The organism is Bradyrhizobium sp. USDA 4504 (assembly GCF_054063995.1).
Genome location: NZ_JBSSGV010000001.1, coordinates 4,030,924 through 4,048,548 on the forward strand (window position 1 = coordinate 4,030,924; position 17,625 = coordinate 4,048,548).

A 17,625-nucleotide genomic window follows, 5' to 3' on the forward strand; every position below is an offset into this window, starting at 1 on the left:
GGACTTTCCGATAGCTCCCATCAATTCGTCTTCGGCGTGAGCATCTTGCCTTCGATCTTGGGAAGATCGTCGGTCGAGGCCGACTTGTCGCCGCCGGCACGGCGGGCGAGTTCGACCGTGAGCCGTTCGGCGGCTTCCGGCTGCATCAGGCCGAGGATGTCGGACATCTTGCGCGGCTGGATCTGCGAGGCGATCTGGTAGAGCACATTCATTTCCAGGCGATCGAACACCTTCGCGGCGTCCTTCGGCTTCATGTTCTCGTACATGGTGACGATGCCCTTGAAGCGCGCGGCATCGGCTTCCGCCTTTGCCGCGGCATCGGCATTCGTCTTGGCATCATTGGCCTTGGCCTCCTCGACCTTGGCCTCGATGCGCTTCTCGGCGGCCTTCAGCAGGCTTTCGCGGATCTCGACCTCGCGCGCACGCGTCTCGAGCTCCTGGCGGCGCGCCTGCAGCCGCTCCAGGATCGCGCGCTCGGATGCCGACACTTGCGGCGGCGCATCCAGGTTGACGACGACGCCATCGGGCTTGGACGGCTCCGCGGCCGGTGCGGCCGGCTTCGGCGCCTCGTCCTTCTTGGCGTCCTTGTGCTCGACCGATCCCGTGATGTCGCCGGGATCGGCCTTGATCTTGCTGTCAACCACCGCCTTGCCGGCGCCGGGGAAGTTGAAATTCTGTTGCGCCCAAGATGGGCCAGCCGGGCCGGCCGGCGGCGTATCGTCGGCGAACACGTAACCGCCATCGAGCACGAGGCCGGCGACCTTCAGCATCATCAGGCCGAAGATCGCGACCAGCACCACGGGCATCACTCTGATGTCACGAAGCAACTTCATGCAGCGAGACCGCCGGCCCTCCTGCGCTCGGTGAAGGCTTCAGCCGCCGCGGCAACCGCGTGCGCGGCCGAGACCCTGGGCGCCGGCGCCACTGGCGCGGCTGCTTGCGCCGGTGCCTGCGCGGGCTCGGACGGCCGCGCGGCCATCGCGATCTTGGACAGGCGGCGCACCACGTGGTCACCCTCCGCCAGCTGGTTCTTCAGCAGCGCCGACATCTGCGTCGCCGCATCGAGCTGATTGCCGAGGTTCTCGTTGACGTCGCGCACCGCGTGCTTCAACCCGCCGATCGCCCGCTCGGCGATCTCGGTCGCGGTGATCAGTTCGGCGATCGTCGCCTTCAGCGAATGTTCGTCGGCCTTCAGCCGCTGCAGCCGCTTGTTGAGCAGCCAGCAATAGCCGATCGTCAGCATCAGCAGCACGGCTACCAGACTCTCGATTGCTAGTCCAAGCACATGACTCATGGTGCCTCCATCATCTTGGTCCGCTCGTCCGCCTTCTCGAACATCGCGAAGGTGGTTTGGGGTTTACGCAAATTCTTGGTGACGCGGATCGCGACACGGTCGCCGACCCGGCCCATGCGCCCTTCCGTCAGGGTGACGTTGCCGCAGCGCACCGAGACCAGCGCGTCGGAGCGGATATCCAGCGGAAGGGTGTCGCCGACCTTGAGCTTCATCAGCTCCTTCAGCGGAATGTCCGCTTCATAGAGCACCGCGTCGACCGCGATCTCGGCCTGCGCCACTTCGGTGGCGAAATGGCCTTCCCAGATCGGGTCGCGACCGAATTTTTCGCCCATGAACATCTGCAACAGCACGTTGCGGATCGGTTCGATGGTGGCGTAGGGCAGCAGCAATTCGACATTGCCGCCGCGGTCTTCCATGTCGATGCGCAGACGCACCAGGATCGCGGCATTGGCCGGGCGGCTGATCGCGGCAAAGCGCGGGTTGGTCTCGAGCCGGTCGATCGTGAAGGTCACCGGCGACAGCGGCCGGAACGCCTGCTCGGCATCCGACAGCACCACCTCGACCAGGCGCTTGACGAGGTTGGTCTCGATCGTGGTGTAGGGCCGGCCCTCGATGCGCAGCTGGGTCTGGCCGCGGCGGCCGCCGAGCAGCACGTCGATCATCGAATAGATCAGGCTGGAATCGACGGTAGCGAGCCCGAAGTTCTCCCACTCCTCCGCCTTGAACACCGAGAGCACCGCCGGCAGCGGGATCGAGTTCATGTAGTCGCCGAAGCGCACCGAGGTGATGCGGTCGAGCGAGACCTCGACGTTGTCGGAGGTGAAATTGCGCAAGCTGGTCGTCATCAACCGCACCAGGCGGTCGAACACGATTTCGAGCATCGGCAGACGCTCGTAGGACACCATCGCGGAATCGATGATGGCGCGGATGCCGGAATGGTCGTCGAGGCTAACGTCGCCGACCGTGAAGCCGAGGAGATTGTCGATCTCCTCCTGCGACAGCACGCGCTCGCCATTGGTGCTCTTGCTGCCGAAGTCGCGGCTGCCGTCCTCGACCATGGCGGCCCATTGCAGCGCCATGTTCTCGGTGAGCTCGTTCTTGGCGGCTTCCGCCGCGGCCGCCGCGGGATCCTCGGAATCGAGCGAGGCTTCCCACTGCGCCGCAATGGCGTCCTGGTCCATCTGGTCGTTGCCGGCCATGGCTTACATCCACCCCGTCACTGGATCACGACTTCCTTGAACAGCACCGCGTTGACCTGGTTGGGTGCCAGCGCGAGGTTGACGCGTTTGGTCAGTTCTTCCTTGAGGCGGAACAGGCCGGCCGAGCCGTTGAGGTCGCTCGGGCGCAGCTCGCGCATGTAGGTCTGGAACAGGTCGGTAACGCGCGGCAGCGCCGGCTTGATCGCCTCGACCTGCTTCTCTTCCTTGACCTCGAGCACGAGCTTCAGCTTGAGATATTGCACGCGCTCGCCGGGCGCGCCGACCAGGTTGACCAGCATGTCCGGCACGTCGACGAAGCTCGGCGGCTTCGGCGGCGGCGCTTCGGCGTGCTGCTCCTCGCCGTGGCCGCGCATGAAGAAGAACCAGCCGCCGGCGCCCGCGCCGAGCACGACGAGGAAGCCGACGACGGCAATGATCAGCTTGAGCTTGCCCTTCTTCGGTGCGGCCGCGCCCTCGCCGCTGTCCGTCTTTTCCTCGTCCGCCATCGTCCGCTCGCTTCACTCTGAAGGATGCGAACGCGATTTGCCCCAGCCTTGGCCTGAAGACGCGATACAAATGCCGCCGGCGCACACGCGCCCCAATGCCGGCAACACTGGGGTCATAATGGTTAACGGAAGCTTAGGATTTACCATCCACTAGGAAAAAACTGCCGGGCAAACATGGTCAACAAGACCTTTCTGCCGCCCCTTGCGCGCCACGGCCAAACACCTAAGCCGTTCAAATAACACGCCATTCCAAGTTGGCACGGCTTTCGCTGAGAGGACGGCGTAACCTGAGGGTTTGGGAGAACCCAATGGTTACCGACGGGTCCGGCGTGAAGGTTTGGGAGAACCTGCATTCGGATCGCCTCACAGGGGAGAACCACCGATGCAGAATACGCTTCTGGTCGGCCTATCGAAGCAGATGGTGCTGGAACGGCAGATGGATGTCGTCTCCAACAACATCGCGAACATGAACACCAACGGCTACAAGGCCGACCGGTCGCTGTTCCAGGAATATCTGTCCTCGAACGCGCATGAGGACAATTTCGCCTCCTCCGACCGCCGCGTCTCCTTCGTGCAGGACCGCGCGACCTTCCACGATTTCGCGCAGGGCCCGACCGAAGAGACCAAGAACCCGCTCGACGTCGCGATTGACGGCAATGCCTTCCTGGTGGTGCAGACGCCGGGCGGCGAGCGCTACACCCGCGAAGGCAGCCTGCAGATCAACAATCGCGGCCAGTTGGTCACCGCTTCGGGCTACCAGGTGCTCGGCACCGCCGGCCCGATCACCTTCCAGCAGACCGACCACGACGTCTCGATCGCCGCCGACGGCAACATCACCGTGCTCGAGGGCACCTCCCGTCTCGACTCGATCCGCGGCAAGCTGCGCCTCGTCTCGTTCGCGCAGGCCCAGCGCCTGCTGAAGGAAGGCTCCAACCTCTACGCGCCGGGCGAAGGCACGCAGGCTCTGCCGGACACCAAGGCCCAGATCCGCCAGGGCTTCATCGAGAAGTCGAACGTCAATTCCGTCGTCGAGATGAGCCGCATGATCGAGATCACGCGGACCTACACCCAAATCGCCTCGCTGCTGCAGCAGCAGAGCGACCTGCACAAATCGGCGATCGAGAAACTCGCCGACGTGCCGAACTGATCCAGGGGATTGACCGATGCGCGCACTTTATACAGCTGCGACCGGAATGGCGGCACAGGAACTCAGCGTTCAGGTGATCTCCAACAACATCGCGAACCTGCGCACCACCGGCTACAAGAAGCAGCGCACCGCGTTCCAGGACCTGATCTACGACCATGTGCGCCGGGTCGGCGCGCAGGCCTCCGACCAGAACACCATCATGCCGATGGGCATCGACCTCGGCGGCGGCGTCAAGACCGTCGGCACGCCGCGCATGATGACCCAGGGCACGCTGTCGCCGACCGGCAACGATCTCGACATCGCGATCCGCGGCGAAGGCTTCTTCAAGATCCTGATGCCGGACGGCACCTTCACCTACACCCGCGACGGCTCGTTCCAGATGGACAATCAGGGCCGCATCGTCAATGCGCAGGGCAATTTGCTGCAGCCGACGATCACGATCCCACAGAACGCGTCCGGCCTCACCATCAATGCGCAAGGCCAGGTCTCGGTGACCCTGCCGGGCCAGACCGCATCGACCAACATCGGCCAGATCGGCCTGACCCGATTCATCAACAAGGCCGGCCTGATGCCGATCGGCGACAATCTGTTCCAGGAAACGCCGGCCTCCGGCCAGCCGCAGGACGGCACCGCCAACACCGACGGCTACGGCGACATGCAGCAGAGCAACCTCGAACAGGCCAATGTCGAGGTGGTCTCGGAAATCTCGGACCTGATCGCCGCGCAGCGCGCCTATGAGATGAACTCGAAGGTGGTCTCCGCCGCCGACCAGATGATGCAGTCGACCTCCAACCTGTTCCGCTGAGGATGATGTCGATGATCGCCCGCTCACTCCTGATCGCAGCCGCGCTCCTCGCCGTCACCGTGGCGCCGTCCGCCGCGCAAAGCCGTCGCGAGACGATCGCGGTGCCGACGCTGCGCGCCAGCATCACGGTCGCCGACGACATCGTGCGGGTCGGCGACCTCATCGACAACGCCGGCAGCGCCGGCAGCGTCGCGGTCTACCGCGCGCCGGACCTCGGCACGACAGGCACGCTGCCGGTCGCGCAAGTGCTCAACGTGTTGCGCTCGCACCAGGTGATCGGCGTCGATACCCGCGAGCTGAAGGAGATCACCGTCACCCGGCTGGCGCGCACCATCGACAGCAAGGAGATCGAGCAGCAGGTGTCGCGCGCGCTGGAGGGCCGCCACGGGCTCGGCAGGGCCGGCAACATCGCGCTGACCTTCGACCGCGATCCCGGCGACATCCGCCTCGAGGCCACCAATACCGGCGCGATGCAGCCGATCGCCGTGCGCTACGACCCGCGCTCGACGCGTTTCGACCTGACCTTCGAGATCGGCAGCGACGCCGGCGCCGCGCCGTCGAAGCTGCGCTTCACCGGAACCGCGATCGAAACCATCGAGGCCGCCGTGCTGACGCGCAATGTCGAGCGCGGCGACGTGTTGAAGGCCTCCGACGTGATCGTCGAGCGCCGTCCGAAGGCCGAAATCGGCAACGACGCGGCGGTGCGCGACAGCGCCGTCGGCATGCAGGTCCGCCGCCAGCTCCGCCCCGGCCAGGCGCTGCGCGTCGCCGACCTCGCGAAGCCCGATCTCGTCACCCGCGACCAGAACGTCACGCTGATCTACCGCACCGCTGGCCTCTACCTGACGATCCGCGGCAAGGCGATGGATGGCGGCGCCGAGGGCGACACCGTCAGCGTGATGAATCTGCAGTCCAAGCGTGCCGTCTCCGGCGTCGTCACCGGCCGCGGCGAGGTCTCGATCTCGGTCGCGACCCCGCGCGCGGCGCCGACCGCCGACGCCACCGAATCCAATTCCGCTTCCGTCAAGCTGAGTTCAGTCGCACCAAACGCCGAGTAAAGTTCATGTCCCAGTACCGCATCAACCGCCTCGTCCTGACCGGTGCGCTGCTCGCGCTCGGAACGATCGCCAGCGGTTGCTCGTCGATCGACCGTCTCTCCCAGATCGGCGAGCAGCCGAAGCTGTCGTCGATCGACAATCCGACCACCCAGCCCGGCTACAAGCCGGTGCAGATGCCGATGCCGAAGCCCGAGGTCGCCTCCTACAGCCCGAACTCGCTGTGGCGCAGCGGCTCCCGCGCCTTCTTCAAGGATCAGCGCGCCGCGCGCGTCGGCGACATCCTGACCATCACGGTGAACTTCACCGACAAGGCCGCGATCGCCAACGAGACCCAGCGCAGCCGTACCAACTCCGAGGATTCGGGCGTCACCAACTTCCTGGGCTCGCAGACCATCACGCAGCCGAACAAGATCCTCCCCGGCCGCATCCTGACCGCCGACTCCACCGCCTCCAGCGACGGCAAGGGCTCGGTGAACCGCCAGGAAGCGTTGCAGACCAACGTCGCCGCGGTCGTCACCCAAGTGCTGCCGAACGGCAACCTCGTGGTCGAGGGCAAGCAGGAGATCCGCGTCAATTTCGAAATCCGCGAGCTGATCGTGGCCGGCATCGTGCGCCCGGAGGACATCCAGAGCGACAACACGATCGATTCCTCGAAGATCGCCCAAGCCCGCATCGCCTATGGCGGCCGCGGCCAGATCACCGACGTGCAACAGCCGCGCTACGGCCAGCAGGTTCTCGACGTGCTGCTGCCCTTCTAACGGCATGATCCCGAAGAGTGGAAACCGGTTTTCGGAAACGGATCATGCCTGAGTAGGACCTTTACGAGCTCCCACATCTCGTCGCGAACCTAGGCGCGGCGCGGTGTACCAACACGGCCCTCGCTAGCTCCCCTGGCGAGGGTCGTGGCTTTTTGTGACCGGTGGCGTGCGCCGGCGCGATCGCCGCGCACCAGTCCGATACCGCTTCACGAAAGTCGCGCCATCGCCTTGTCGGTTCGTTAACCCTCGCAGCAGCGCGCAGTAGAAGTCCCGGCGCTTGCAACGTAGGGAGACGACAACGCAGGGTTTTCTGTTTGTATGACGGTCATGCAAAGAGACGGACGATATGCGGCGTGGTTCCGGACGCCGCGGGGCGAAGGCACCGGAATAGTCCAGCTTGCAAATGGCAGGATCTCGGGCGGCGACGCCATGTTCATTTATGGCGGCACCTATCAACTCGATCAGGACCGCTTCACGGCGACGCTGACGACGCATCGCTATGCCGACGGCCCGTTCACCACCGTGTTCGGATGTGATGAGGTCGAGGCGCAGCTGACCGGCTCGTTCAACGGCAACCGGGCGGTGTGCTCGGGCACGGCCAAGCAGGCCCCCGGCGTGCTGTTCGAAGCCACGCTGTTTCTGCAGCAACAGGAGCCGGAGCCCGCCCCCGGCCCAAGGACCACGACTACGCGCGCGGATGTGGCGAGGCTGCCGAAGCTCCCCGGCCGGCGCACGACGGTCGTGAGCAGGCGTTTCAGCTAATCCGTCCGCAATCCCGATGGCGTCGCCACCCGGTCCGGCGTACGATCGCGCATGCGCGAAGCGCAGCCCGATCGATGCAGCCGGAAGGAGGAACGCATGTATGCCGCCATCCGTCACGCCAAGGCGAAGACTGGTAGCGCCGAGGAACTCGCGCGCCGGATCAAGGAAGGCGCAATCCCGATCATCAGCGACGTTGAAGGCTTCATGGCCTATTACGTGGTCTATGCCGGCGACGATACCGTCACCGCGATCAGCGTCTTCAACAACCATGCCGGCGCCGAAGAGGCCAACCGCCGCGCGCTGGCCTGGATCGATGACAATCTCGGCCCATTGCTGGTCGGCCAGGCCACCGCGGTTGCGGGTCCAGTGATCGTGCATACCAAGGCATAACGGCCGCAACCGGGTTGCGGGTCCGGTGATCGTGCATACCAAGGCATAACGGCCGCAACCGGGTTGCGGGTCCAGTGATCGTGCACACCATAGCCTGACGGCAGCGCCCGGCAAACTTCGCCCGGCAGAAGCTGCCGGCGGCGCGTCGTGCGCGCGTGGCGGCGTCGCGATCCCGTTGAAATCACGGCTGCAACGGATGGCACGCCATTTGCTCCACGATTGCAGCATTGCAATGGGGACTGCGCGCGCAGATGACGTCGATCTCGGCCCTTGGATCGGTCACCGCCAGCATGACGACTGGCACATTGAAGAAACCGCTGACCGCCGACGCCACCGGCGGCAGCTCGCTCGGCGACACCGTCGAGCAGAAGTTTCTGAAATATGCGCAGATGAGCCCGATGGACCGGATGCGCGCGAACATCCTCAAAAGCATGGGCATGTCGGAAGAAGATCTCAAGAACATGACGCCGGATCAGCGCGCCACGGTCGAGCAGAAGATCAAGGAGCTGATCGAGCAGGCGTTCCAGAAGAACGCCGGCAAGGCCGGCCAGGCGGTCGACATCTCGGCCTAGCTTGCCTGCGCGGGAGCGCGACGCATTCACGCGTCGGGCCTGTCGCTCAGGACAATGAAGACCTTGCCGCCGAAGTCGTATCGCGCGACCTCGCGCATGCCGAGCCGCAGATGCGCCTTGAGCGAACGCGGGTTGTCTTCCCTGATGAACAGGATTGCCTCGCGGCCGGGGAACGTCGCCTGAAGCTTCGCGTACAACGCATCCAGCACGCCAAGGCCGCGCGCGTCCCGCGAGACGCACACCGGACCATAAACATACGCATCTGCCCGCCCCGGCCAGGCCTTCAGCATGGCCTGCACCGGCGGCGCCTCGCCATATCCCTTCTCCGATGTCAGGAGCGCGCCGAGCAGTCTGCCCTCATCGTCGGTCGCGACGACGATCGATTGCCCGCTTGCAATGCGCGTCTCGATCACGTCGCGCGGCCATTGCCCGAGCAGCATGCCACCGTGCTCCCCGTTGTTGGCCGTCAACAGCGCGGAGATGGCGTCCGCATCGGACAATGTGGCGAGCCTGGTCTTGATCATCGCGGATGGATCGCGAGCACCATGGCGGCGCAGCTCACGCCTTCTTCTTTGCGGTCGCGCGGGTACCCGCGGCCTTCTTTGCCGGCTTCTTCGCAGATTTCCTGGATTTGGCCTGGTTGAGTTCGATCGCAGCACGAATGAGCGTCTTCAGCGCAGGGGCGTTGATCTTGTCGCCCTCGAACAGATCGATCGCGCGCCGCGCATTGCCCTCGAAGCCGGTGTTGAACAGCTTGTCGGGGTCGGGCAGCTGCGCGCCATACATGAAGGTCAGCTTGACCTTGCCCTTGTGGGCGTTGCCGACCGCAATGATGCCGTCGCGCGACCACACCGGGCTGCCCATCCACTTCCACTCCTCGATGATCTCAGGATCGGCGGCGAGGATGCTCTTGCGCAGGCTGGCGAGCGTCTTGCCGCGCCAGTCGGTGAGGTCCTCGATCATCCGGTCGATACGTTCCGATGCCGTCATTGCTGTCTCTCGCGCCTCATCCGCCCCAAGTCGTCACGTCATGCAATCACACTTGGGACGCGGACGTCGATCCCCCATGCTGACGCCGCGGCGACAGATATGGCAACGCGAACAGATAAAGGCCGCTGAGCAGCATGAAGATCAGCGGGAACAGCGCTACCAAGCCGATCCAGACCGCCTGCTGCTGCAGGACCATGGCGACGATGTTGATGATGACGGCGACCGTGAAGGCGATCGAGAGCCAGCGGTGCGATTGCCGGATCCAGTTGTTCCAGTTCAATGTGACCTCCTGTTGGTGAGTGAATGATCCAGCGTCATTGTGAGGAGCTTCCGACAAAATTGCAGAGCAATTTTGCGCTGAAGCGACGAAGCAATCCATCTATCCGTGTATGCGGCACGATGGATTGCTTCGCCGAGCCTGTCATCGGGCGGCGCTATGCGCCGACCCGTTGGCTCGCAATGACGAGAGAGAGAGAGGCCGTCAACCTTGCTGCGCCATCAGCTGATCGAGATTCTCGAGGAACTGCTTCCATCCGGCATGAGCGCCGCCATAGGCCTGCTTCTGATGCGGCTGGAAGCCGGACTGCTCGACGCGCAGATGGGTGCCGGTCGCCGTCGGCGTCAGCGTGAAGACCACAACGCTCTCGAGATTGTAGGCGGCATCCGCATGCACGAAATTCCAGGTGTAGGACAGCGTCCTATGCGGCTCCACAGCGAGCACCTTGCAGTCCAGCACGCCGCCCCACTCGCCGCGCAGGTTGAAGCTGTGCCCGACCTCGGGCTTGAAGTCGTTCTTCATCAGCCACTCCTCCATCAGATGCGGTTGGGTCAGCGCGCGCCAGAGCTTTTCCGGCGGATGAGGAAATTCACGCTCGACGATCGCGGAACGCGTTTCAGCGGTGGTCTTGTTCATTGGTCCATCCTTTTGAGGAGATCTTCGAGGTGGTCGAACCGGTTCTGCCAGAAGCCCGCCATCTGGCTGGTCCAGTCGATCAGCGGCGCCAGCGCGCCGAGTTGCGCGCTGTAATGGGTCTGCCTGCCTTCATGGCGGTCGCGCACCAGCCCGGCCTGCTTCAGCACGCCGAGATGCTTCGACACCGCCGGCTGCGAGATCCTGGCGCGGGCCGTCAGCGCGCCGACGGTCTGCTCGCCCTCGCGGCACAGGCGCTCGAAGATGGCCCGGCGGGTCGGGTCTGCGAGGGTTCGAAACAGGATGTCGTGAGCGTCTGGCATTTGCGATCAATAACCCATTGGTTATGGATTAACATATAACTATCCAGCTATGGATAAGTCAACCGCAAACTTCGGCGGCTCGACAGCGGCCGCGCCACCTGAGGCTTTCCGGCTCGATGGCACAACAAGACCGCCCGCGCCTTTCATAACCCGCAGGTTATCCGGTGGCACCGATCGGCCCGTCGGGCAACTCAGGGCGGAACGAAGAGCAAAGCTCGGGCAAATCATGTCGCGAGAACGCGGAAGTTTGACTCACAACGCGCGCAACACATTCAATGTCGTCCTGGCGAAAGCCAAGACCCATTACCCCAAATGAGCGTTGTTGCGCGATGCTGGGGCCACGATCCCGCTCATCATCAAGTGCGGTGGTTATGGATCCTGGCTTTCGCCAGGACGACGATCGTGTGTGTGCGTGGAATCCGCTCTGTTATCACCCGGCTCGCCGCCTCCGCTGAAGCTTCGGCGCGCCAAGGACGCGTGGCCTCGTCGAAGCCTTGGCGAAGACGGGACCGGGCGATCCAGTACGCCGCGGCCTCTCGGATCAAGCACAGCCGTCTCTGCAATACTGGATCACCCGCTTTCGCTTTAGCGGGTCATCACACCGCGCTGTTTGACATCTTGAATTGCGACTCGTCCTCACCGTCATCCCTGCCTAGTGCGCAATTGCACATGGGAGCAGGGACCGAGCATGAAACCGTGTCGTTGCGGTGGCACTGCGCATGATCTACAACCTTTGCACGGACGCGATTGCTATTCCCGGATAATTTTACGGAGATTTTTGATGTGCCAGCTTTGCGAAATCGCAGCTCCCACCCAGACCTCCCGGCGCCGCTTCCTCGCTGCCGCGGCCTGCACCGCCGCCAGCCTCGCCCTTGCCCCGCCGGTTTCCGCCAGGGAAACCAAATCGCCGCCGAAGCCGCAGAATGTGCTGGCGCCGGACGCGGCGCTGGAGCGGCTGGTGAAGGGCAATCTCCGCTATGTCGAAGGCGTCTCGCGGCGGCATGATTTCAAGCACGAGCGCGAGGCGCTGGCCGGCGGACAGAATCCGTTCGCCGGCATCCTGAGTTGCGCGGACTCCCGCATCGCACCGGAATACGCCTTCGACACCGGCCGCGGCGATCTGTTCGTCTGCCGCATCGCCGGCAATTTCGCCAGCGACGAGACCATCGCGAGCCTTGAATATGCATCGGCCGTGCTCAACGTGCCGCTATTCATGGTGCTCGGCCACGACAGTTGTGGGGCGGTCGACGCCGCCATCAAGTCGCTGAAGGACAACACCACCCTGCCCGGCCATCTGCCCTCGCTGGTCAATGCGATCGCACCGGCGGTGAAGGCGACCGAGGGCAAGGGAGGCGACCGGCTCGCCAACGCCATCAGGCAGAACGTCATCGACAACGTCGCGAAACTGAAATCGGCGACGCCGATCCTTAGCGCCGCGGTCGATCAGGGCAAGCTCAGGGTGGTCGGCGCGGTCTATCGGCTTACCGACGGCAAGGTCGAGCTCGTCACGGACGCCAATCGGCCGACGACTTGAAAGTCAGGTGAATTCAGTAAAGTCAGGTCAAGGTCGCGCAACACACTCGGTGTCGTCCCTGCTTTCGCATGCTTTCGCAGGGACGACGTCCTTATGTGGAGGCAGGCTCGCACAACGTCACCTCACGTAAAGGCCGCTTCCACCTTGCCGAGGCCGTCGAGCTCCATCACGACCGTGTCGCCCGCGTTCAGCCACACCGTCTTGACCAGGCTGCCGGTCAGTACGATCTGGCCGGCATGCAAGCCACGGCCTTCGGTAGCGAGATGATTGGCGAGCCAGGCGAGCGCGTTGTGGGGATGCCCGAGCACGTCGGCGCCGGTGCCGCGGCCTTCTTCCTTGCCGTTGACGATCGCGCGTCCCGCGACCGCGCGCAGATCGGGCACGGTGATGCGCGGCACCTCCTCCCCGAGCACGCAACCGGCGGCGAAGAAGTCGTCGGCAATCAGCGTCGGCGCGCCCAATGTCTCCCATTTGACGTAGCGGTCGTCGACGATCTCGATCGCGGGATAGTAGGCATCGATCGCTTCCGCGACCCATTCGGCGGTGAACGGCGCCTCGCTGGGAGCGAGATTGCGGGCGAGCCGCACCGCGATCTCGCACTCGACGCCGACATGGACGAACTCGGCGGCCGGCAGCCGCACGCCGCTGTCATGCACGACCTTCTCGAACACGCCACCGACGCAGGGGTGCGGGATGTTGATATATTCCTGCATCACCGCGCTGGTGCAGCCGATCTTGTAGCCGACGAGGCTGCCGACGTGTGGCTGCATCAGAGCGTGCAACGCGTACTGCACCTGATAGCCTTCGGCCTCGTCGCGCGGCAGCACGTCCTTCGGAAGCGCCTTGAGCGGCGCCCGGCTGCGGCGCGCGCTGGCAATCGCCTTTGCGGCCGCGAGGACCCGATCCATCTGCGCAGCCTCCCTGGTGTTCTCGGCGGCGCGGTGGCGCCTCCGTCTGCTCGCTGCAATTCAGCACTCGCCGACGCGTCTGGCAAGCACGCTGCACGGGAGTTGCCGTCAGGCCTTGACGAGGCCGAGCCGGATCAGGCTCTCCGCGGTCGCGACGATCATCTCCTCATTGCCGCGCGGGCGCCAGCCGAGCAGGTGCTGCGCCTTGGCGCTGGTCGCGCGGCGCACCTTGCCGAGCAGCGGCAGCGCGGCACGGGCCATCGGGTTGCGCCGTGCGGCGAGCCGCATCATCCAGTCCGGCGCCTGGAACCGCGGCACGCGCCGCGCCTTGCTGCCGCGTTTTGCGCGCAGCACCCGGGCGACCCCGAGGATCGACATGGTCTCGCCGGCGACCGCCAGGAAGCGCTCACCGCTGGCCTCGGGCGACATCATGGCGCGCAGATGCAGGTCGGCGACATCGCGGACGTCGACGAGGCCGAAATCGATCCGCGGCACCGCCGGCATCGCGCCGTCGAGCAGCGCCTTGATGATGCCGATCGACTCGGAGAAATCGGCACCGAGCGCCGGGCCGAACACCGCGGTGGGGTTGACCACGGCAAGCTCGAGGCCATTGCCTTGGCGCGCCACGAAATCCCAGGCGGCGCGCTCGGCCAGCGTCTTGGATTTCGGATAGGCCTGCACGCCCTCGCCATCGAGATTGGACCATACGGTCTCGTTGAACGGCGCCGCCTGCGGCGGATGGCCGTAACCGATTGCCGCGAACGACGACGTCACGACCACGCGCTTGACGCCGGCGTCGCGCGCGGCGCGCAACACCCGCAGCGTGCCTTCCCGCGCCGGGACGATCAGCTCATTCTCGTCCTCGGGCACATAGGCGCCGAGCGGTGATGCGACATGCAGCACGTAGTCGCACTCGGTGGCCGCCTCGCGCCAGCCATCGTCGCGCAGCAGGTCGGCGGTGACGAAGCCGACCTGGTCGGGCGCCAGCGCGCCACCCTCGCGCAGCATCGCGATCACGTCGTTGCTGCGACCCGGATTGCGCACCGTCGTTCGCACCGCATGCCCGTCGGCGAGCAGCTGCAGAATCGTATGCACGCCGATGAATCCCGATCCGCCTGTGACCAAAACCGTGCTCATGTCCCTGCCCTCTTCATGGTTCGGCGGATGGGCCCAACATTGCACTGCCCGCCCTGCACAGGCCGCATCTGGTCACTATCTGATCTTGGACAAGTAGGATGAAATTCGAGACCGGTATGGAAAACAATACCAGCGATATGTGTGACGGCGGTGAATGCGAGAGCTGCCCCACCGACCCCAATGTGCTGATCGAATTCAAGCACGCGATCCATGCGCTCGGGGGGAAATGGAAGCTCGAGATCCTGTTCACGCTGATGAATGGCGGTGTGCGGTTCGGCGCGCTGCGCCGCGCGCTCGCGCCGATCACCCAGCACATGCTGACTGCGCAGCTGCGCGAGCTCGAGCGCGACGGCCTGGTGGCGCGCAGGGTGCTCGCCGAGAAGCCGCTGCAGGTCGAATACGAGCTGACGGATTCGGCCTGGAGCCTGACGCCGGCTTTCCGCGAATTGCTGGCATGGTCGAAGACGTTCGGCCCGCGCCGTCAGGCGGAGGCAAGCGAGGCGATACTCGGAGCCGGGTTAGCCTGAATATCGCCTCGCCTTCAGATCGGCGTCCGATCACTCCATGCCAAGCGCCTTTCGGATCGCGATCTCGACCGGCGAATACGCGCCATCCGCGCGTTCCAGCCGGTATGGTTCGCCGGCAGCGAGCGACGGCTGGGCCATGAAGCGCGGTGTCGTGCCCCGATGCTTCTGCGCGGCAGGCACCAGCAACGGATGGCACAGATAGACCGTGCCGGCCTCCCCGGTCGCGAGCGCGACCTCGCAGTCGGCGCCGACATCGTCGAGCACCATGCGTGCGCGCCCGGCCTCGCCCGCCGGCGCGAGGTGGCGCGCCATCGGCCAATGCGAGCCGACCCTGATCCGGGTCGGCGCGTCGTCCTCGCCGACGTCGGAGAACAGGAACAGCATCAGCAGCGCCCGGCCGCGCGAGACGACATTGGCCCGCCGGGCGGAGAAGTCGCTGCGCTCGTTCGGGTCGCAATCCTCGCCGGGGAAGCTGACGTCGATGTGCCAGCCAGCATCGCCGGGATCGTCCGGATGCGGTAAGCGCACCGGAAAGGTTCCGATGTCGTCGCGCGGACGCCAGCGGCCGGGACCGGCGATCTGATCGAACGCCCGGTGCAGTAGCGGCGTGTTGATCGCTTCGCGAAACGGCGTACCGCCGTACCCCGGCAACCGGATCACCGGTTGGGTCCAAGTCAAAGGGTCGTGCTCGCTGCATGGCAGGTCGCGCCACATGACGGCGCGTCCCCGGTCGGCGAGTTCCCGGGGAAAGGCGCTATCGATCCGGACAAAGCCCTGCTGGATGAATTGCTCGATCCGCGCGCCGTCAAGCGCACGCGCGTCGTTTCGATGGGTCATGATTGTCTCTCAAACTGTCGCCAGCCATCGATGCTCCGCGATGCGCGGAACCTGACCGGCTCATTCGGTTTCACTGGAATCCCAGGAGCGAAAGCTCGTGGGGCCGCTCAGCGCTTCCAGGAGGAAGCGGGATCAGCCCAGCAAAAACACCGAAGCGATGCTGAGAGTGCGTGTCATCATGGCGGCGCGAACGTACAACCGGTACGCGCCGGCAGCAATCCGTGGCGATCCGTCGCCACTATTCGTCGCGATAGACCTTCTCGCGCTTCTCGTGGCGTTCCTGCGCCTCCACCGACAGCGTTGCGATCGGGCGGGCTTCGAGCCGCTTCAGCGAGATCGGTTCACCGGTCTCTTCGCAATAGCCGTAGGTGTTGTCTTCGATGCGCTGGAGCGCCGCGTCGATCTTGGAGATCAGCTTGCGCTGACGGTCGCGGGCACGAAGTTCGATCGCGCGGTCGGTTTCCGAGGACGCTCGGTCCGCGAGGTCGGGATGATTGACGTTCTCTTCCTGCAACGTCTGCAACGTGACCTTCGATTCGCGGAGGATTTCATCCTTCCAGGCCAGCAGCTTGGCGCGGAAATAATCGCGCTGCCGCTCATTCATGAAAGGCTCTTTTTCAGTCGGCCGGTAGTTCTTCAGCTTTTCCAAAGGCAGCCATGTCCCTGTCAGGCGGAGGGAACACAACTCCTCCGCGCGGCGCCTTATATAGCCACGTCATGTGACAGACAATATCTGCCACCGCGAAAGGCGGGCCGCCCCCAAGGCCTTGCACAGGCAAACTTATCCGCCCTGCCCGGGGACGGCCCTGCCCCCTCAATAGCCGACCGTGAAACGGCGGCGGATATGGGCCGGGCGCTCGATTTCGTCGGCGAGTGCAACTGCGAAATCCTCAAAGGAGATCGAGCTTTTGCCGTCGGCGGCGGTCAGGATCTGGTCGGTTCCGAGGCGGAACTTGCCGGTCCGCTCGCCGGCCACGAACAGCGCCGAGGGCGACAAGAAGGTCCAGTTCAGGTCCTTCTCCTGGCGCAGCAGGTCGAGGAATTCAGCCCCCTTGGAGGCCTCGGCCTTGTATTGGGGCGGAAAGTTGGGGGTGGTCACCAGGCGGACGCCCGGCGCCACCTCAAGGCTGCCGGCGCCGCCGACCACGAGATAGCGGCCGACCCCGGATGCCTTGGCCGCCCCGATCAGCTTGGCGGGGTCGCTGGCCAGGAAATGGATCGAACTGACCGCGGCATCGTGGCCGGCCCACAGCGCGGCCAAGGCGCCCTGGTCGTTCGCGTCACCCTTGCGGGCGGTGACATTGGGCAGGCTGGCGATCTTCTCCGGGTTGCGGGCGATGGCGGTGACGGCGTGGCCGCGGCGGGCGAGTTCCGCGGTGATGCGCGAGCCGGCCTGGCCGGACGCGCCGGCGATGGCGATCTTCATCTCAAGTCTCCGATTGATGGTTTCCAATGGTGACTAGATAGCGAAAAGGATGTAGGTGTGAAGAAGGCACTCTCGCCTCACCTGATCACGCCGGAGTAACCGCGATGAAAGCCACGAGCCTCAAGCCGGACGCCTATGCCGCCAATTGCCCGACGCGCCAGATCCTCGACCGGGTCGGCGACAAATGGGCGGTGCTGATCCTGCTGCTGCTGCGCAGCGAGCCGATGCGCTTCAACCAGCTCCGACGCGCGATCGAAGGCATCTCGCAGAAGATGCTGTCGCAGGTGCTGAAAAGCCTGGAGCGCGACGGGCTGCTGCGCCGCCGGGCGATCGCAACGGTGCCGGTGACGGTGGAGTATTCAATCACGCCGCTCGGATCGACGCTCGCCGAAGCCGTCGATCCGCTGCGCGACTGGGCCGAACGGAATCTGAAGGACGTGCTGGCCGCGCAGCGCCGCTACGACGCGCAGCGCAAGGCGCTGGCGGCCTGAGGCACCTGCAGGCACCAGCGGCGTCGGACAGGTGAGTTGATCGGGAGGAGC

At 64.9% G+C, this 17,625-nt stretch carries 24 protein-coding genes; 10 read left to right on the forward strand and 14 right to left on the reverse strand.

Features of this window, described 5'->3' with window-relative positions:
* Positions 1-20: 20 nt before the first annotated feature.
* From ACVMB1_RS18920 to fliL, 4 genes are read right to left on the reverse strand one after another with little or no spacing between them, the layout of a single operon-like run.
* Positions 21-833: a MotE family protein gene (locus ACVMB1_RS18920; protein ID WP_253623689.1), complete on the reverse strand. Its 813-nt coding sequence runs from the start codon at positions 831-833 to the stop codon at positions 21-23.
* Positions 830-1,294, reverse strand: coding sequence for a DUF6468 domain-containing protein (locus ACVMB1_RS18925; RefSeq protein ID WP_253623688.1), 465 nt, complete (start codon positions 1,292-1,294; stop codon positions 830-832). The genes ACVMB1_RS18920 and ACVMB1_RS18925 overlap by 4 nt, the downstream gene beginning before the upstream one ends.
* Positions 1,291-2,493: a flagellar motor switch protein FliM gene (gene fliM / locus ACVMB1_RS18930; protein ID WP_168854986.1), complete on the reverse strand. Its 1,203-nt coding sequence runs from the start codon at positions 2,491-2,493 to the stop codon at positions 1,291-1,293. The genes ACVMB1_RS18925 and fliM overlap by 4 nt, the downstream gene beginning before the upstream one ends.
* 17 nt (positions 2,494-2,510) lie before the next feature.
* Positions 2,511-2,999: a flagellar basal body-associated protein FliL gene (gene fliL / locus ACVMB1_RS18935; RefSeq protein WP_057018626.1), complete on the reverse strand. Its 489-nt coding sequence runs from the start codon at positions 2,997-2,999 to the stop codon at positions 2,511-2,513.
* Between the two features lie 382 nt (positions 3,000-3,381).
* On the opposite strand from fliL, the gene flgF reads away from it, so the two are divergent.
* The 7 genes from flgF to ACVMB1_RS18970 all read left to right on the forward strand — a co-directional run bounded on the left by flgF (position 3,382) and on the right by ACVMB1_RS18970 (position 8,491).
* Complete coding sequence (flgF, locus tag ACVMB1_RS18940) at positions 3,382-4,146, forward strand: flagellar basal-body rod protein FlgF (protein WP_057018627.1); 765 nt, start codon at positions 3,382-3,384, stop codon at positions 4,144-4,146.
* 16 nt (positions 4,147-4,162) lie between these two features.
* Positions 4,163-4,951, forward strand: coding sequence for a flagellar basal-body rod protein FlgG (gene flgG, locus ACVMB1_RS18945; RefSeq protein WP_456848859.1), 789 nt, complete (start codon positions 4,163-4,165; stop codon positions 4,949-4,951).
* Positions 4,952-4,953: 2 nt separating this feature from the next.
* Positions 4,954-6,009: a flagellar basal body P-ring formation chaperone FlgA gene (gene flgA, locus ACVMB1_RS18950; RefSeq protein ID WP_456848861.1), complete on the forward strand. Its 1,056-nt coding sequence runs from the start codon at positions 4,954-4,956 to the stop codon at positions 6,007-6,009.
* Positions 6,010-6,014: 5 nt separating this feature from the next.
* Entirely contained in the window at positions 6,015-6,767 is a 753-nt protein-coding gene (gene flgH, locus ACVMB1_RS18955) for a flagellar basal body L-ring protein FlgH (protein ID WP_028337175.1), read from the forward strand.
* Between the two features lie 429 nt (positions 6,768-7,196).
* Positions 7,197-7,529 carry a hypothetical protein gene (locus ACVMB1_RS18960; protein ID WP_371852101.1) on the forward strand — a complete coding sequence of 111 codons (333 nt, stop codon included), beginning with the start codon at positions 7,197-7,199 and terminating at the stop codon, positions 7,527-7,529.
* Positions 7,530-7,625: 96 nt separating this feature from the next.
* On the forward strand, positions 7,626-7,919 hold the full coding sequence (locus tag ACVMB1_RS18965) for a hypothetical protein (protein ID WP_028337177.1): 294 nt from the start codon (positions 7,626-7,628) through the stop codon (positions 7,917-7,919).
* Positions 7,920-8,170: 251 nt separating this feature from the next.
* On the forward strand, positions 8,171-8,491 hold the full coding sequence (locus tag ACVMB1_RS18970; protein ID WP_076825660.1) for a hypothetical protein: 321 nt from the start codon (positions 8,171-8,173) through the stop codon (positions 8,489-8,491).
* Positions 8,492-8,517: 26 nt separating this feature from the next.
* Here ACVMB1_RS18970 and ACVMB1_RS18975 read toward each other — a convergent pair whose 3' ends face one another.
* From ACVMB1_RS18975 to ACVMB1_RS18995, 5 genes are all read right to left on the reverse strand, one after another.
* Positions 8,518-9,015: a GNAT family N-acetyltransferase gene (locus tag ACVMB1_RS18975; RefSeq protein ID WP_076825662.1), complete on the reverse strand. Its 498-nt coding sequence runs from the start codon at positions 9,013-9,015 to the stop codon at positions 8,518-8,520.
* Positions 9,016-9,049: 34 nt separating this feature from the next.
* Positions 9,050-9,481, reverse strand: coding sequence for a DUF1801 domain-containing protein (locus ACVMB1_RS18980; RefSeq protein ID WP_076825664.1), 432 nt, complete (start codon positions 9,479-9,481; stop codon positions 9,050-9,052).
* Positions 9,482-9,527: 46 nt separating this feature from the next.
* Positions 9,528-9,761, reverse strand: coding sequence for a hypothetical protein (locus tag ACVMB1_RS18985; protein WP_456848863.1), 234 nt, complete (start codon positions 9,759-9,761; stop codon positions 9,528-9,530).
* Between the two features lie 201 nt (positions 9,762-9,962).
* Complete coding sequence (locus ACVMB1_RS18990; protein ID WP_456848865.1) at positions 9,963-10,394, reverse strand: SRPBCC family protein; 432 nt, start codon at positions 10,392-10,394, stop codon at positions 9,963-9,965.
* Positions 10,391-10,714 carry an ArsR/SmtB family transcription factor gene (locus ACVMB1_RS18995; protein WP_016846748.1) on the reverse strand — a complete coding sequence of 108 codons (324 nt, stop codon included), beginning with the start codon at positions 10,712-10,714 and terminating at the stop codon, positions 10,391-10,393. Before ACVMB1_RS18995 ends, ACVMB1_RS18990 begins: the two co-directional genes overlap by 4 nt.
* 781 nt (positions 10,715-11,495) lie before the next feature.
* On the opposite strand from ACVMB1_RS18995, the gene ACVMB1_RS19000 reads away from it, so the two are divergent.
* The gene (locus ACVMB1_RS19000) at positions 11,496-12,248 is read left to right on the forward strand and encodes a carbonic anhydrase (protein ID WP_076825668.1); all 753 of its coding nucleotides are present in this window, start codon (positions 11,496-11,498) and stop codon (positions 12,246-12,248) included.
* 122 nt (positions 12,249-12,370) lie between these two features.
* Here ACVMB1_RS19000 and ACVMB1_RS19005 read toward each other — a convergent pair whose 3' ends face one another.
* On the reverse strand, positions 12,371-13,156 hold the full coding sequence (locus tag ACVMB1_RS19005; RefSeq protein WP_253589860.1) for a fumarylacetoacetate hydrolase family protein: 786 nt from the start codon (positions 13,154-13,156) through the stop codon (positions 12,371-12,373).
* A gap of 108 nt (positions 13,157-13,264) precedes the next feature.
* Positions 13,265-14,293: an SDR family oxidoreductase gene (locus ACVMB1_RS19010; protein WP_456848867.1), complete on the reverse strand. Its 1,029-nt coding sequence runs from the start codon at positions 14,291-14,293 to the stop codon at positions 13,265-13,267.
* A gap of 98 nt (positions 14,294-14,391) precedes the next feature.
* On the opposite strand from ACVMB1_RS19010, the gene ACVMB1_RS19015 reads away from it, so the two are divergent.
* Entirely contained in the window at positions 14,392-14,820 is a 429-nt protein-coding gene (locus tag ACVMB1_RS19015; protein ID WP_156436155.1) for a winged helix-turn-helix transcriptional regulator, read from the forward strand.
* A 30-nt stretch (positions 14,821-14,850) separates the two neighbouring features.
* Here ACVMB1_RS19015 and ACVMB1_RS19020 read toward each other — a convergent pair whose 3' ends face one another.
* The 3 genes from ACVMB1_RS19020 to ACVMB1_RS19030 form a co-directional block, all read right to left on the reverse strand.
* A complete protein-coding gene (locus ACVMB1_RS19020; protein ID WP_456816283.1) occupies positions 14,851-15,657 on the reverse strand; it encodes a phytanoyl-CoA dioxygenase in 807 nt (268 codons plus the stop codon).
* Positions 15,658-15,895: 238 nt separating this feature from the next.
* Positions 15,896-16,261, reverse strand: a complete 366-nt coding sequence (gene dksA / locus ACVMB1_RS19025; protein WP_170991616.1) for an RNA polymerase-binding protein DksA — start codon at positions 16,259-16,261, stop codon at positions 15,896-15,898.
* A gap of 210 nt (positions 16,262-16,471) precedes the next feature.
* Positions 16,472-17,083: an NAD(P)-dependent oxidoreductase gene (locus tag ACVMB1_RS19030; protein WP_456816284.1), complete on the reverse strand. Its 612-nt coding sequence runs from the start codon at positions 17,081-17,083 to the stop codon at positions 16,472-16,474.
* Between the two features lie 104 nt (positions 17,084-17,187).
* On the opposite strand from ACVMB1_RS19030, the gene ACVMB1_RS19035 reads away from it, so the two are divergent.
* Complete coding sequence (locus ACVMB1_RS19035; protein ID WP_028337693.1) at positions 17,188-17,574, forward strand: winged helix-turn-helix transcriptional regulator; 387 nt, start codon at positions 17,188-17,190, stop codon at positions 17,572-17,574.
* Positions 17,575-17,625: the final 51 nt, after the last annotated feature.

What these genes read in the sequence shown, in the direction of transcription:
- ACVMB1_RS19000 (WP_076825668.1), top strand. Translation starts at nt 11,496, where the DNA reads ATGTGCCAGCTTTGCGAAATCGCAGCTCCCACCCAGACCTCCCGGCGC.
- ACVMB1_RS18970 (WP_076825660.1), top strand. Translation starts at nt 8,171, where the DNA reads ATGACGTCGATCTCGGCCCTTGGATCGGTCACCGCCAGCATGACGACT.
- ACVMB1_RS18980 (WP_076825664.1), bottom strand. Translation starts at nt 9,481, where the DNA reads ATGACGGCATCGGAACGTATCGACCGGATGATCGAGGACCTCACCGAC.
- ACVMB1_RS19030 (WP_456816284.1), bottom strand. Translation starts at nt 17,083, where the DNA reads ATGAAGATCGCCATCGCCGGCGCGTCCGGCCAGGCCGGCTCGCGCATC.
- flgG (WP_456848859.1), top strand. Translation starts at nt 4,163, where the DNA reads ATGCGCGCACTTTATACAGCTGCGACCGGAATGGCGGCACAGGAACTC.
- ACVMB1_RS18975 (WP_076825662.1), bottom strand. Translation starts at nt 9,015, where the DNA reads ATGATCAAGACCAGGCTCGCCACATTGTCCGATGCGGACGCCATCTCC.
- ACVMB1_RS19010 (WP_456848867.1), bottom strand. Translation starts at nt 14,293, where the DNA reads ATGAGCACGGTTTTGGTCACAGGCGGATCGGGATTCATCGGCGTGCAT.
- ACVMB1_RS19015 (WP_156436155.1), top strand. Translation starts at nt 14,392, where the DNA reads ATGAAATTCGAGACCGGTATGGAAAACAATACCAGCGATATGTGTGAC.
- fliM (WP_168854986.1), bottom strand. Translation starts at nt 2,493, where the DNA reads ATGGCCGGCAACGACCAGATGGACCAGGACGCCATTGCGGCGCAGTGG.
- ACVMB1_RS18920 (WP_253623689.1), bottom strand. Translation starts at nt 833, where the DNA reads ATGAAGTTGCTTCGTGACATCAGAGTGATGCCCGTGGTGCTGGTCGCG.
- flgF (WP_057018627.1), top strand. Translation starts at nt 3,382, where the DNA reads ATGCAGAATACGCTTCTGGTCGGCCTATCGAAGCAGATGGTGCTGGAA.
- ACVMB1_RS19020 (WP_456816283.1), bottom strand. Translation starts at nt 15,657, where the DNA reads ATGACCCATCGAAACGACGCGCGTGCGCTTGACGGCGCGCGGATCGAG.
- ACVMB1_RS18995 (WP_016846748.1), bottom strand. Translation starts at nt 10,714, where the DNA reads ATGCCAGACGCTCACGACATCCTGTTTCGAACCCTCGCAGACCCGACC.
- ACVMB1_RS19005 (WP_253589860.1), bottom strand. Translation starts at nt 13,156, where the DNA reads ATGGATCGGGTCCTCGCGGCCGCAAAGGCGATTGCCAGCGCGCGCCGC.
- ACVMB1_RS18965 (WP_028337177.1), top strand. Translation starts at nt 7,626, where the DNA reads ATGTATGCCGCCATCCGTCACGCCAAGGCGAAGACTGGTAGCGCCGAG.
- ACVMB1_RS18960 (WP_371852101.1), top strand. Translation starts at nt 7,197, where the DNA reads ATGTTCATTTATGGCGGCACCTATCAACTCGATCAGGACCGCTTCACG.
- flgH (WP_028337175.1), top strand. Translation starts at nt 6,015, where the DNA reads ATGTCCCAGTACCGCATCAACCGCCTCGTCCTGACCGGTGCGCTGCTC.
- dksA (WP_170991616.1), bottom strand. Translation starts at nt 16,261, where the DNA reads ATGAATGAGCGGCAGCGCGATTATTTCCGCGCCAAGCTGCTGGCCTGG.
- ACVMB1_RS18990 (WP_456848865.1), bottom strand. Translation starts at nt 10,394, where the DNA reads ATGAACAAGACCACCGCTGAAACGCGTTCCGCGATCGTCGAGCGTGAA.
- ACVMB1_RS18925 (WP_253623688.1), bottom strand. Translation starts at nt 1,294, where the DNA reads ATGAGTCATGTGCTTGGACTAGCAATCGAGAGTCTGGTAGCCGTGCTG.
- fliL (WP_057018626.1), bottom strand. Translation starts at nt 2,999, where the DNA reads ATGGCGGACGAGGAAAAGACGGACAGCGGCGAGGGCGCGGCCGCACCG.
- flgA (WP_456848861.1), top strand. Translation starts at nt 4,954, where the DNA reads ATGATGTCGATGATCGCCCGCTCACTCCTGATCGCAGCCGCGCTCCTC.
- ACVMB1_RS19035 (WP_028337693.1), top strand. Translation starts at nt 17,188, where the DNA reads ATGAAAGCCACGAGCCTCAAGCCGGACGCCTATGCCGCCAATTGCCCG.